Source organism: Oliverpabstia sp. (genome assembly GCF_022785585.1).
Classification (GTDB): Bacteria; Bacillota; Clostridia; order Lachnospirales; family Lachnospiraceae; genus Oliverpabstia; species Oliverpabstia intestinalis.
Genome location: NZ_JALFPR010000036.1, coordinates 1 through 13,914, shown reverse-complemented (window position 1 = coordinate 13,914; position 13,914 = coordinate 1). Strand labels below are relative to the sequence as shown.

At 44.7% G+C, this 13,914-nt stretch carries 13 protein-coding genes; 5 read left to right on the top strand and 8 right to left on the bottom strand.

What is annotated here, in order from left to right; genetic code table 11:
- On the bottom strand, positions 1-590 hold a 590-nt coding region (locus MSA64_RS02055; protein WP_287890319.1), incomplete at its 3' end, for an MATE family efflux transporter.
- 605 nt (positions 591-1,195) lie between these two features.
- Here MSA64_RS02055 and MSA64_RS02050 point away from each other — a divergent pair.
- The 4 genes from MSA64_RS02050 (at position 1,196) to rfbD (ending at position 5,719) form a co-directional block, all read left to right on the top strand.
- Positions 1,196-2,377 carry a MerR family transcriptional regulator gene (locus tag MSA64_RS02050; protein ID WP_118721633.1) on the top strand — a complete coding sequence of 394 codons (1,182 nt, stop codon included), beginning with the start codon at positions 1,196-1,198 and terminating at the stop codon, positions 2,375-2,377.
- A gap of 302 nt (positions 2,378-2,679) precedes the next feature.
- The gene (gene rfbA, locus MSA64_RS02045; RefSeq protein WP_022171187.1) at positions 2,680-3,576 is read left to right on the top strand and encodes a glucose-1-phosphate thymidylyltransferase RfbA; all 897 of its coding nucleotides are present in this window, start codon (positions 2,680-2,682) and stop codon (positions 3,574-3,576) included.
- Positions 3,577-3,643: 67 nt separating this feature from the next.
- Positions 3,644-4,663 carry a dTDP-glucose 4,6-dehydratase gene (gene rfbB, locus MSA64_RS02040; protein WP_022171188.1) on the top strand — a complete coding sequence of 340 codons (1,020 nt, stop codon included), beginning with the start codon at positions 3,644-3,646 and terminating at the stop codon, positions 4,661-4,663.
- A 114-nt stretch (positions 4,664-4,777) separates the two neighbouring features.
- Complete coding sequence (gene rfbD, locus MSA64_RS02035) at positions 4,778-5,719, top strand: dTDP-4-dehydrorhamnose reductase (RefSeq protein WP_154432103.1); 942 nt, start codon at positions 4,778-4,780, stop codon at positions 5,717-5,719.
- Between the two features lie 141 nt (positions 5,720-5,860).
- Here rfbD and glf read toward each other — a convergent pair whose 3' ends face one another.
- The 7 genes from glf to MSA64_RS02000 all read right to left on the bottom strand — a co-directional run bounded on the left by glf (position 5,861) and on the right by MSA64_RS02000 (position 12,870).
- Positions 5,861-6,982: a UDP-galactopyranose mutase gene (gene glf / locus MSA64_RS02030; protein ID WP_154432146.1), complete on the bottom strand. Its 1,122-nt coding sequence runs from the start codon at positions 6,980-6,982 to the stop codon at positions 5,861-5,863.
- A 298-nt stretch (positions 6,983-7,280) separates the two neighbouring features.
- Entirely contained in the window at positions 7,281-8,198 is a 918-nt protein-coding gene (locus MSA64_RS02025) for a nucleotidyltransferase family protein (protein WP_118634753.1), read from the bottom strand.
- Between the two features lie 176 nt (positions 8,199-8,374).
- Complete coding sequence (locus MSA64_RS02020; protein WP_235904467.1) at positions 8,375-9,499, bottom strand: aldo/keto reductase; 1,125 nt, start codon at positions 9,497-9,499, stop codon at positions 8,375-8,377.
- A 114-nt stretch (positions 9,500-9,613) separates the two neighbouring features.
- Positions 9,614-9,898, bottom strand: coding sequence for a hypothetical protein (locus tag MSA64_RS02015; protein WP_154432105.1), 285 nt, complete (start codon positions 9,896-9,898; stop codon positions 9,614-9,616).
- A gap of 38 nt (positions 9,899-9,936) precedes the next feature.
- Positions 9,937-10,551, bottom strand: coding sequence for an SAM-dependent methyltransferase (locus MSA64_RS02010; protein WP_154432106.1), 615 nt, complete (start codon positions 10,549-10,551; stop codon positions 9,937-9,939).
- A 241-nt stretch (positions 10,552-10,792) separates the two neighbouring features.
- A complete protein-coding gene (locus MSA64_RS02005) occupies positions 10,793-12,223 on the bottom strand; it encodes an ATP-binding protein (RefSeq protein ID WP_287890315.1) in 1,431 nt (476 codons plus the stop codon).
- A gap of 83 nt (positions 12,224-12,306) precedes the next feature.
- Complete coding sequence (locus tag MSA64_RS02000; protein WP_277663441.1) at positions 12,307-12,870, bottom strand: flavin reductase family protein; 564 nt, start codon at positions 12,868-12,870, stop codon at positions 12,307-12,309.
- Between the two features lie 243 nt (positions 12,871-13,113).
- On the opposite strand from MSA64_RS02000, the gene MSA64_RS01995 reads away from it, so the two are divergent.
- Positions 13,114-13,392, top strand: a complete 279-nt coding sequence (locus MSA64_RS01995) for a type II toxin-antitoxin system HicB family antitoxin (protein WP_022399562.1) — start codon at positions 13,114-13,116, stop codon at positions 13,390-13,392.
- Positions 13,393-13,914: the final 522 nt, after the last annotated feature.

Sequence of the window (13,914 nt, the reverse complement as noted above, 5' to 3'; positions counted from 1 at the left end):
TTTCCGTAGATCAGCAGATAGTTAAATACCAGATTCACCAGAACCGCTGTCACACCGGCTTTCATCGGCACCATCGTCTCTCCGCACTCACGAAGTGTACTCGCATATGTCTGTACCATCATAAAGGCCGGCAGTCCGCATAACATCACCAGCATGTACTGTCTTCCATAGCGAAGTGCAGCCGCCAGATCACCGCCATCGCTACTGCCGTTCAGATAGATCTGGATGAGACTTTCTCCACCGATGATAAAAATCACAATAACCAGCGCAGTCAGAATCGCGGATACCCATAATTTGAACCGGAAGGTATGACGGATACCTTCATCATCTTTCTGTCCAAAATACTGCGCGGTAAAGATTCCCGCACCGGACACCCCGCCGAAGATACACAGATTGTATACAAAGATCAGCTGATTGACAATCGCAACCCCCGACATCTGCTCCGTTCCGATCTGACCAACCATGATGTTGTCCAGCAGGCTTACAAAGTTTGTGATTCCGTTCTGGATCATGATCGGTATGGCGATGGCAAGTACCATCTTATAAAACTGCTTGTTTCCAATAAATTTTTTCCTTACGTTTCCCAGCATAAATCCCCCTTCTGTCCTGTTTATTCTGTCTTTAAATATACTTTTATAAGAATGTGCCATGCATCCCGGCCACAATGCTTCCTGATGCCCTATCTCCATAAAACCTTCTCTGAAACGAGATAAAATACACTCCGAAAATTTTACTCGTTGTCGTGACGATCATCAAGGTTTCATACGAGGTCAGATTCTGACTTGTAGCTCAAATAAACTATGAGAAAAACGCTACGCGAGTTTCTCAAGTTATCGCGACAGTCGCCCCGGTCTCGTGCATGCACAGACTTTGGCTCGTTGCTCGCGTACACTCGCTGGCGCTCGTTATCGCGGCAGTCGCCAAGGTCTCGTGCAAGCACGGACTTTGGCTCGTTGCTCGCGTAAATCAAAAATCAGGCATGCCCCATGACACCCCTTATCTGGGATATTCTACCATCAGTCTGTTGTTTTGTCACGAATATTTCTCCTTATTTCCTACTATTTTTGTTTTTTATCACACGGGGTTTTTCGTTTTTATCGAAAAAGACCAATTTGCTTTCTCTCCCCCCGTCTGCTATACTGTTTTTATCTATTTTCGTAATTATTTTTTTCATACACAGAAAGGCGTATAATCTATGAAAAAAGAGGGCTACTACTCTTCCGGGGAATTTGCCCGTATGGCGCATGTGACGCTTCGGACGATCCGTTATTATGATAAACAGAATATTTTAAAACCTTCCTATGTAAGTGACGCAGGTGCACGGTTTTACACGGATGAGGATCTGGCGCGGCTGCAGCAGATCCTGTTGTTGAAGTTTCTGGGATTTTCGCTGGATGATATCCGGGATATGACGATCAATGATACGGACTATCATTTTATGCGGGATTCTCTGGATGTACAGCTGAAACTGGTGCGCGACCGGATTGAACAATTACAGCTGGTGGAGAAGGCGATTCAGGATACTTCCGATGCGATCCAGACCCAGCACACCATCGACTGGAACCAGATGCTTGATCTGATCCATCTGACCGGTATGGAAAAGAGTATGAAGAATCAGTATCAGAACGCAACTAACATTGCAGCCCGAATCAAGCTGCACAGTTTATACTCTATAAATAAAGAAGGATGGTTTCCGTGGATCTATTCACAGTGTCATCTGCAGTCCGGCATGAACGTTCTGGAACTGGGATGTGGGGACGGCGCTTTATGGAAACAAAACATCTCTCTGCTTCCTCAGAACATCCACCTTACCCTCTCCGACATCTCCGACGGGATGCTGCGCGATGCAAGACGTGCACTGGGAGCCAGAGATTCCCGGTTTTCTTTCGCTGCTTTTGACTGTGAAAAGATTCCGGCAGCTTCTGAAAGCTATGATCTCGTGATCGCCAACCACGTGCTGTTCTACTGTGACAATCTGGAAAATGTGTGTAAAGAAGTCCGTCGGGTACTGAAACCGGGTGGGCGGTTCTTATGCAGTACCTATGGCAACTCTCATATGAAAGAAATCAGTCAGCTGGTCAGCCGGTTTGATGAGCGGATCGTGCTCTCCGCCAACAAATTATATGAGAAATTCGGTCGCGAAAACGGCGCACAGGTGCTCGAACCGTGGTTTTCCCGTGTGGAATGGATCTCTTATGAAGACGGTCTTCTGGTGTCCGACCCGGAGCCTCTGATCTCCTATATCCTCTCCTGCCACGGCAATCAGAATCAGTACCTGCTTGACCACTACAAAGAATTTCGTTCCTTTGTAAAGAAAAAAACAGAAAAAGGATTGCATATCACAAAAGATGCCGGGATTTTTATTTGCAATTACTAAATTTTCCTTCTGTTTTTCTCTGTCCTATAAGTAAAAACCAACAATTTTACCAAAATTTTAAAAAAATGCTTGAAGGTGACCTAAGGTCACCTTTTATAATGGTATCATCTTAGGATACGGAACTGAAAAAACAAATGGTAACTGTTCAGTACCTTCACAGTTACGAGTCAAAATGCATTTAAACCTTCGGTGATGGCATTTTGACTTGTATGTCTTGGGATTTTGACATATTCATGCCAAAACATCTCGCGGGATACTACCTACTGAATAGTTATAACAAATGATCTGAAAGGAGAATACTCATGAAAGGAATCATTTTAGCAGGAGGATCCGGCACACGCCTTTATCCTCTGACCATGGTAACTTCCAAACAGTTACTTCCCATCTATGACAAACCGATGATCTACTATCCGATGTCTGTTCTGATGAACGCAGGCATCCGTGATATCCTGATCATCTCCACCCCGCAGGATACCCCGCGTTTCAAGGAGCTGTTAGGCGACGGTCATCAGTTCGGTGTGAATCTGTCCTATGCTGTACAGGAAAGTCCGGACGGACTGGCACAGGCATTCATCATCGGAGAAGAATTCATCGGTGATGACTCTGTAGCTATGGTTCTGGGTGACAACATTTTCGCCGGTCACGGACTGACCAAACGTCTGCACGCAGCGGTAGAAAATGCAAAAACCGGAAAAGGTGCTACTGTCTTCGGTTATTACGTGGACGATCCGGAGCGTTTCGGTATCGTAGAATTCGACAGTGAAGGAAAAGCTATCTCCATCGAAGAGAAACCGGAACATCCGAAGAGCAATTACTGTGTGACCGGTCTGTATTTCTACGACAATAAAGTAGTGGAATACGCTAAGAATCTAAAACCAAGTGCACGTGGCGAACTGGAAATTACCGATCTGAATCGCATCTATCTGGAAGAAGGACAGTTAAATGTAGAACTTCTGGGACAGGGATTTACCTGGCTGGATACCGGTACACATGAAAGTCTGGTAGATGCTACCAACTTCGTAAAAACCATGGAAACTCACCAGCACAGAAAAATCGCGTGTCTGGAAGAAATCGCTTACTTAAACGGCTGGATCTCAAAAGAAGAAGTTCTGAAAGTATACGAACTGCTGAAAAAAAATCAGTACGGTCAGTATCTGATGGACGTTCTGAACGGCAAATATCTGGATGCACGCCGCTAATACCGCTGCGTTCCCGGATTTGTTATTAAATTTTTAATGGTGCCTGACACCCAAAAGGAGAAATGTTATGAATATTATTGTTACCGGCGGTGCCGGATTTATCGGAAGCAACTTTATTTTCCATATGCTGAAAAAATACCCGGATTATCGGATCGTATGCCTGGACTGCCTGACTTATGCAGGTAACCTGTCTACTCTGGCTCCTGTTATGGACAACCCGAACTTCCGTTTTGTAAAAGAAAGCATCACAGACCGTGAAGCTGTATACAAACTGTTCGAAGAAGAACATCCGGATATGGTTGTAAACTTCGCAGCAGAAAGCCACGTAGACCGTTCCATCGAGAACCCGGAAGTATTCCTGGATACCAACATCAAAGGTACTGCTGTCCTGATGGATGCCTGCAGAAAATACGGTATCAAGAGATATCATCAGGTATCTACCGATGAAGTATACGGAGATCTGCCTCTGGATCGCCCGGACCTGTTCTTTACCGAAGAGACTCCGATCCACACCAGCAGCCCGTACAGCTCCTCCAAAGCAGGTGCTGACCTTCTGGTTCTGGCTTACCATCGTACTTATGGTCTGCCTGTTACCATCAGCCGCTGCTCCAACAACTATGGACCGTATCATTTCCCGGAAAAACTGATTCCGCTGATGATCGCCAATGCACTGAATGACAAACCACTTCCTGTATACGGAAAAGGTGAAAATGTCCGTGACTGGCTGTATGTAGAAGATCACTGCAAAGCGATCGACCTGATCATCCACAACGGTCGTGTCGGCGAAGTATATAACATCGGTGGTCACAATGAGATGAAAAACATCGATATCGTAAAAATCATCTGTAAAGAACTGGGTAAACCGGAAAGCCTGATCACCTATGTATCTGACAGAAAAGGTCATGACATGCGTTATGCCATCGATCCGACCAAGATCCACAACGAACTGGGCTGGCTGCCGGAAACCAAATTCGCAGACGGTATCAAAAAAACCATTCAGTGGTATCTGGATAACAAAGAATGGTGGGAAACCATCATCTCCGGTGAATACCAGAACTACTATGAGAAAATGTACGCAAACCGCTAATTCCTGCCGGTGCGTACCGTGACATTGAACTAATAAATCATTTAAAATCTGCCGTTCTGCCAGGCATATACTCTTGCTTCGCAGCTACGGCAGATAGATTATGGAGAGAACAATATGAAAGTATTTGTAACAGGTGTTGCCGGACAGCTGGGACACGATGTGATGAATGAACTGGCAAAAAGAGGTTATGAAGGAATCGGAAGTGATATCGCTCCTTCCTACAGCGGTGTACAGGACGAAAGCCCGGTCACAACCATGCCTTACGTTGCCATGGATATCACAGACAAAGAAGCTGTTTGTAAAACCCTTACCGAGATCAACCCGGATGTTGTCGTTCACTGCGCTGCATGGACTGCTGTTGATCTGGCAGAGGATGAAGACAAACAGGCAAAAGTAAAGGCCATTAACGTAGATGGAACTGCTAATATCGCTTCTGTCTGCAAAAAACTGGATGCAAAAATGGTTTACATTTCCACCGACTATGTATTTGACGGACAGGGAACCGAACCGTGGCAGCCGGACTGCAAGGATTACAAACCGTTAAATGTATACGGACAGACCAAACTGGACGGAGAACTTGCGGTATCTTCCACTCTGGATAAATATTTTATCGTGCGTATCGCATGGGTATTCGGTAAGAACGGAAAAAACTTTATCAAAACCATGCTGAACGTAGCAAAGACACACGACAAGCTGACCGTTGTTTCCGATCAGATCGGTACTCCTACCTATACCTACGATCTGGCACGACTGCTGGTCGACATGATCGAGACAGAGAAATACGGTTATTATCACGCAACCAACGAGGGCGGCTATATCAGCTGGTATGATTTCACAAAAGAAATCTTCCGTCAGGCTGTCGCAATGGGACGTGAGGAGTATTCCGAAGACCGCGTGTCCGTCACTCCGGTTTCCACTGCTGAATACGGCGTATCCAAAGCAAAACGCCCGTTCAACAGCCGCCTGGACAAATCCAAACTCGTAGAAAACGGATTCGAGCCGCTTCCTACCTGGCAGGATGCTGTGGCACGGTATCTGAAGGAGATTGAGTTCTAGAGTGTGTCTGATTATCGACGCAAATGATATATTGTTTAGCTAAAAACAGTGTAGTACGGTTTGAAATCAAACATTGTACTACACTGTTTTTAGTTTTCCTCAGATATTTATACATAAATGTCTGTCATAACCAGAATGCAATTATCCCAGCTCTCTCTCACTCATATCCAGTGCCGCTGCGATCACCGCATCCATATCATAATACTTATATTCACCCAGTCTGCCGCCGAAAATCACATCCTTTTCTTTCTCAGCAAGTTTCTTATATTCTTCATAGAGTTTTCCGTTCTTTTCATCATTGACCGGATAATAAGGTTCATCGCCCGGTTTCCACTCGGAGCTGTATTCCCGGCTGATGACTGTCTTCGGAAGTTCCTGACCATTCTCATCTTTTCCGAACTCAAACCATTTATGTTCGATGATTCGTGTCCATGGAGTCTCTGCATCTGTGTAGTTCACAGCTGCATTTCCCTGGAAATTCGGTTTGTCCAGTACCTCTGTCTCGAATCGTACCGAACGGTATTCCAGTGTACCCAGTTCATATGCAAAATATGCATCGATCGGTCCGGTATATACGATTTTTTCTCCCAGACTGTCATAATACTCTTTCTTCTCAAGATAATCCACACCAAGTTCTACCTCGATACCTTCAAGCATATTGGCAACCATCTTTGTGTAACCACCTACCGGGATTCCCTGATACAACGCATTGAAGTAGTTGTTATCAAAAGTCAGGCGCACCGGCAGACGGCGGATGATAAATGACGGAAGCTCTGTACACGGACGTCCCCACTGTTTCTGTGTGTAACCCTTGATCAGTTTCTCATAAATATCTGTTCCAACCAGAGAGATCGCCTGCTCTTCCAGATTCTTCGGCTCGGTGATACCTGCTGCCTGTCTCTGTTCTTCGATCTTGGCTGCTGCCTCTTCCGGTGTCACCACACCCCACATCTTATTGAAGGTATACATATTAAACGGCAGGCTGTACAGCTCACCCTTGTAATTTGCCACCGGGGAGTTCGTAAAACGGTTAAATTCCGCAAAAGATGCCACATAGTCCCACACTTTTTTATTGTTTGTATGAAAAATATGGGCACCGTATTTATGTACATGAATCCCTTCCATCTGCTCCGTATATACATTTCCCGCGATGTTTGGGCGTTTGTCGATCACCAGCACCTTTTTCCCTTTTTTCACCGCTTCCCGGGCAAATACGGCGCCGTACAGACCGGATCCTATTACAACATAATCATATGCTTTCATTTTCTGTTCTCCTGTTTCCTTCGTTTTTTCCGTTTTCATCTCGCTGACACTTCCTCTATTATATACAAACTCTGCCAAAATGTCATCCCTTTTCTTTTTCTGCCTTTTTTGTCTCACTTTTACAGCCATACGGATTCCTGAACTTTTGTAAAATTATGAAAGAGCTCAGAAACCAAACGGATTTTGCCCAGTTATCCACGTAACTTAAAAAGCACCAGGTTAAAATCAGATTCTGAGACTTCCCATATCTCCGATTTTCACCCTGATGCTTTGTCATTTCTCTTTTATTTTCTCAAAATTAATCCCACAGCTTTGCCGGATATTTACCGGAACGAATCATTTCACGGAAGCCTGCCTGTGCCAGCTCTGTATCTTCTTTATAAGTAATTCCGATCCATTTGTCCTGTGTCTCCAGCACCTTCACTGTCGCTTTGTTCTGTTTTAACAGACCATCCACGATGATCGGAATCAGATATTCTTTCTTTAACGGATCTCCGGATTCGTCTTTCAGGAATTCTGCAAATCCGCTCTCCAGCTTGTCCAGAAATTCCGGATAAGCAGCCCACATATTCATGGACACGTGAACATCCGGTGTGATCCAGGACTTTACTTCTTCTCTGTCACAGACTACCGTTCCGTCTGCTTCGATTGCGATACCGGATGTTTCCAGAACATCAGTCAGCATATCATCGTCATCCACGGTACAGATACCACGGGTAACTGCTCCGTTCTCGCTGACAGTATTTTTCAGGACAAATCCTGCCATTGCCATATTCAGGACTTCGCCTTCCTGCTTCCCATTTACCAGAAAATCATGCAGTTTTACGAAAGCCTCTTTTCCGTAGTAATCGTCTGCGTTGATGATCACAAACGGCTCTTCTACTACGTCCTTGCACGCCAGTACTGCCTGACCTGTTCCCCATGGTTTTTTACGTCCTTCCGGAACAGTAAAGCCTTCCGGCAGATCAGTGAGTTCCTGATATACATATTCCACTTCGATCTGAGAACCAATACGGTTTCCGATCACCGCTTTGAACTCTTCTTCAATATCTTTACGGATTACAAAAACCACTTTGTCAAATCCTGCTTCTTTTGCATCATAGATCGAGTAATCCATGATGATCTCTCCGTTGTCCGACATCTTTGCCAGCTGTTTGATTCCTGTTCCGAACCGTGAACCAATCCCTGCTGCCATGATAATCAGTGTTGTCTTCATATGTTGTTCCTTTCTGTTGCAGAAGAATACCTGCAGCGCGTCTTCCCACCTCTGCAGGTATTCTTTGTTTCGTGTTCATTTGCTAATATATTAACATTTTCCCCAACAAAAAGCAATACAGAAAACATATTTAACGCATCTATCACGCTTTTCGGGCATGGATGAACCGTTTTTTATTATTTGTCAAGTTTTTCCGATGCTTCTTCCAGTAATGAAATGATGGACAAGTGCTGCGGACAGACACTCTCACACTGGCCACACTGGATACAGTCACCTGCTTTTCCGGAAGTCTGTGTCAGTTTTTCATAATAAGACTGTGCACGATCTTTTTCTCCATACAGACGGATGGTATTTAACGCACGGAAGACATCCGGGATGGAAATCTGCTGTGGACATCCATCGCAGCAGTATCGGCAGGAAGTACATGGAACGGTTGGATTTTTCTTCAGTTCATCCTGTGCTTTTTCGATTACTTTCCGCTCTTCCTCCGACAGTGGTTCGAAGTTGGTAAATGTCTTCAGGTTGTCATTCATCTGCTCTTCGTTGGACATGCCGGACAATACTGTGGCAACGCCCGGAAGAGATGCCGCAAAGCGCAGTGCCCAGGATGCTACGGAAGCGTCCGGTTTGATCTTTTTCATCTCTGCCTCTACTTCCGGAGACGCACTGGCAAGAGAACCGCCTTTGACAGGCTCCATAACCAAGAAAGGCATGTTGTATTTGCGAAGAACCTCATACAGTCGACCGGACTGTACCAGCGGATTCTCCCAGTCTGCATAATTCATCTGGATCTGTACGATCTCTACTTCCGGATGCTCGGAGAGAATTTTATCCAGCAGTTCCGGTGTTCCATGGAAAGAGAAACCGAAATGACGGATCAGTCCTTCTTCTTTTTTCTTCATCGCCCAGTTGAAGCAGTCGTATTTGACGTAACCTTCGTAGTTTGCTCCGTCTTCTACGCTATGTAACAGATAATAATCAAAATATCCCGCACCGGTACGTGCCAGCTGCTCATTAAAGATCCGGTCTCTTCCATCGATTCCTTCATCCATCATCCATTGTGGCAATTTCGTTGTCAGTGTAAAGCTGTCACGCGGATAACGCTCTACAAGCGCTTTTTTGATAATACTCTCGGATTTTCCTCCGCAGTACATATATGCGGTATCAAAATAGTTCATTCCGGATGCCATATACGCATCCACCATCTTACAAAGCTGCTCCAGATCCAGTTCCCCGTCCTTCTCCGGCAGTCTCATCAGCCCGAAACCGAGTTTCGGCATTTTTGTTACATCAACACTCATTGTAAAAAACCTTCTTTCTTTTTTGTTTACTTTTATGATAACATTCAAGTATACTTGAATGTCAATCTTTTTTTCTTTTTTGTGATGTTTTTATGCTGAATATTCTTTCTATTCTTAATAAAACAAAAGAATAATCACTCCAAACAACAGAAACAGAAGAAACATCACTAAAAGTATTATCCCTGTCGACCAGTTTTCCAGCGGTATTCCTGTCAGTTCTGCCAGTCCGATTACCCCTCCAAAAACCACGATCAGACCCACAATTATCCACAGACCATCTCCACCACCACCTCTTCTCGGTGAACCTCCGCTTCCTCCATCGCATCCACAGGGACCGCCTGCACAGCCGTCATAGTGGAATCCACTGTCATCCAGCTTTCCTCTTTCATGATCTCCCATAATGTTCTTCTCCTTCACGTTCTTTAACTTTCAATATTTCAACCCGCGATTTCTCCCAGTTCGAATATTACGATTCTTTCCCGCTGATTCTCTCCTGGAAAAAGATCTTTGCAATCAATTTCATCTGCAAACTGTAACCCTTCCGCATTCATCAGACACGCTATGTAGTCATCCGAAGGATAATAAAAGAACAGTTGAATCGGTCTCATATTCCGGTAATAGGACTCCAGTATTCTCGCTATCACATGCTGCAAAATTTCTACAGAAAACGGATTAAAAAAATACATCCTGTCCGCCTGATCCGGGACAACGAATTCTGTCGCATCCACTTTTTCAAAAGATACCCGTCCGGAAGAAACTGCTGTCTCTTTATTTTTCTGTGCATTTTCATAGATCCGCTCATCATATTCAATCCCGACAGACTGACATCTGGTCTGCCAGGACAAAAAGAAATCCACCCGCCCTTTTCCGCAGCCATAATCCAACAACAGATTGTGCTTTCGGATATACCCGGAATCCGCAAGGCGTTGCAATACAGTATATGGTGTTGGCTCATAGGGATATCGGTACTGATCCGAGTGAGAATCATCCCTTCCACTGGTGCGGATATGAAGCAGCTTGTCCCAGCGCTGTTCGGTTTTGTCTTCTTTCATATGGTAACTCCAGCCTTTGTATGTGAAAACTCGATGCCTGCTTTTATTCTCAGCATCGAGTCTTTCACTTAAAATTTTATTTCCTTTATACTTTCCAGAATCATCTTCTTATTTCTGTCATGAAGATAACTCTCGTTCCATTTTCCCCGGTTTTACCGGCAGTCGTTTTTCTTCGGTATAAATCCGATACATCCGCCGATACGTTTTCCTGGTGTTCTGATTTAGCATGCATGATCTCCTTCTATGATTCTTTCCTTCCCAGCACTTCCTCCATCATCGCAAGCACTGCCTCCGTATTCATTGGTTTTGCCAGATGACCGTTCATGCCGGCAGCGCGGGAGGCTACTTTGTCTTCTTCAAAGGCGTTTGCGGAAACCGCAATGATTGGTATGTTTGCCAGTGCCGGATCTTCCAGTTGACGGATCTGGCGGGTGGCGGTGTAGCCGTCCATGACAGGCATCTGGATGTCCATGAGAATGGCCGCATAGGTATCTGGTGCTGCGTGCTTTATCAGTTCTACTGCCTGTGCGCCATCTCCTGCTTCTGTCACCTCAAAACCGACATCCTGCAACAATGTGGCAGCAATTTCCCGGTTCAGTTCATTATCTTCCACAAGAAGAATCCGTTTTTCCATGATCTGCTGTTTCACGGATACTGTTGATGGTCTGTTCGTTGTTTCCAAAAGTGCCCTGCTCACCAGCAGAAAGTCTGTTTTTATAATAAATTCTGTTCCGACACCCTCAGTGGAGATTGCTTCGATTGTTCCTTCCATCAGTTCTACAAACCGCTTAACGATCGGAAGGCCAAGTCCGGTTCCCTGGACACCGCTGAGCGTAGAGTTCTTCTCCCGTTCAAAAGGATCAAACATTTTTTCCATAAAAGAAGGACTCATTCCGCATCCGGTGTCTTTTACATGAATCTCATAATGTCCGATTTCTTTCTCATATGGAGGTATTTGTACAATCTGAAGTGTGATCAATCCTTCCTGCGGCGTAAACTTCACAGCATTTCCCAGAAGATTCAGCAGGATCTCTTTGATCCGCAGTTTATCACACAGAATCTCGTGATTTTGAACACCGGACAAGTCAATCACAAACTGCTGATTATTCTCCTGTGTCTGTTCCCGGATGATCACCGCAACTTCTTCCACGATCACATCCATATCTGCCGGTTCCTCGTAGAGTTCCGTCTGTCCGCTCTCGATCCTGCTGATCTCAAGGACCTCGTTGACGATTGCCAGCAGATGATTGCCGGATACCCGGATTTTCTCCAGATATTCCTGGATCTTTGATACATCCGTTCCTTCTTTCAACGCAAGATCGGTAAATCCGAGAACCGCATTCAGCGGTGTACGGATATCATGAGACATATTCCGCAGAAATACCGTTCTCGCCATGCCGGCCTCTCTGGCCGCTTCAAGGGCTTCTTCCAGCTCTTTCTTCTGTTTTGCTTCTTTTCGTGCGATCTTTCGCATATCCTGATCATGCCTGGCAAATACAATTACCAGTACAAAAAGAATCACACCAATTGCACCGGCTATGGATCCCAGATTGTCATGCATAAAATCTGCCGCCGTATAGGTGACAATATTTTTAATGTAAGCATATGCATAGTTCAGTCCGCAATAGCTCCCAAAACTACTCAATCCGTGATTCAGAATCCGTACTGTCATGGTGTATCTCCCCCATCTGTTCAGATGTTTTTATTCAATAACTCTTCATCGAATCTTAACTGTGAAGTTACTGAACAGTTACATTATTTTTTCAGATTCATTCCATCATGAAATGCTCTTCCAACGGTTTTTCCCAGTACCACATAGGTATTGTTAAACGGATCAAACGTAATTGGCTGAGCTTTTGCCACATCCACTTTACCGTTCTCGTCCAGTACACGCTCATCCACACTGATGTTTACGATTTCTCCCACCATCCGGCAACTTTCCGGGTCGTAGCTTTTCAGTCTGCATTCTACGGCAATCGGGAGTTCTTCGATCAGTGGTGCATCTATAAACTCTGATTTTACTGCGTGAAATCCTGCATTTGCGAATTTGTCCGGCTCTTTGGTTCCGGAAACGATTCCCACATAATCACATGCTTCCACATGAGCAGCATCTGCCATACTTACGGTAAATGCTTTTTTCGCCAGAATATCTTCCGTTGTCTTATGGCCGGCACTGATACACATGGTCAGTTCTTTTTCATCACTGATCCCGCCCCAAGCTGCATTCATTGCATTCGGTGTTCCGTCCTCTCCGTAAGCTGCCAGGATAAATACCGGCTGTGGATATGTATATGCTTTTGCTCCTAAATTTTTCCTCATGTTAAAACCCTCCTGCTTTTTGTACTCTTTTCTGACAGACTCTGTTCTTTTATTATATCTCTGATTTTCCTTCATCTCAACTGTTGTTTTCTGAAAAGGACTTGATTTTCTTATTTATATTTTCAGCATTTATTTGCCAATCATTAAAAGATGTTGTATACTAAAAAAAGTTTGGAGCAAACTATTAAACGCTTTTTCAGACACGCTCTAAATCACAGAATCAAAAACAAAGGAGTCTTACCCATGAAATTTATGTACCCTGCTGTCTTCCGCAAAAATGAAGACGGAACATACAACGGCTACTTTCCGGATCTCGAATGCTGCACCTCCACCGGAGATACTCTGGACGAAGCCATCGAGAATGCCAACGAAGCCGCCTACAACTGGATCACCGTAGAACTGGACGAAGAAGAACCAAACCTTCCCAGCATCTCCGACCCCTCCGACCTCGACCTGACCCCGGAAGACATCGTCCGCATCATCTCCGTAAACATTCGATTCTACGAAGGCTGGGATGAGTAGCACCCAAAACACTATGCTGCCATCCTCAAAATATTAAAGCCGACAGGTATTGTATCTCGCATCACGCAGATACACCTGTCGGCTCTTTTTGTTTCCAGTCTTTTCACCTTCATAATCCATCAACATATTCTAATTATACCTTCCAAACATCAATTTTCATGTTTCATTACCAACATCTCCCAGTTACTACACCACTTCTCTTCTCCAATTGCCAACACTGTCATGTATCCACTTCTACGGATACCCCAACAATGGAATGCCCCAATTCAGGGATATTATCTTTGTGTAGGTGTCTAAAAAATAGGCACTACACTAATTCAAAATGTCCTTGACAAGGGGGACTGTTTACTTTCCGCCCACCACAATTACAGCCAGTAAACAGCCCGCCAATTCTCTTTCTGGCGTTCGTCTTGGCACACCCTTTTTTAGAACTTCCTCCACGTATCCGGAAAGAACACCAGCAGCAACGGAAAAATCTCCAACCGTCCCGCCAGCATATCAAAAATCAACACATACTTACCA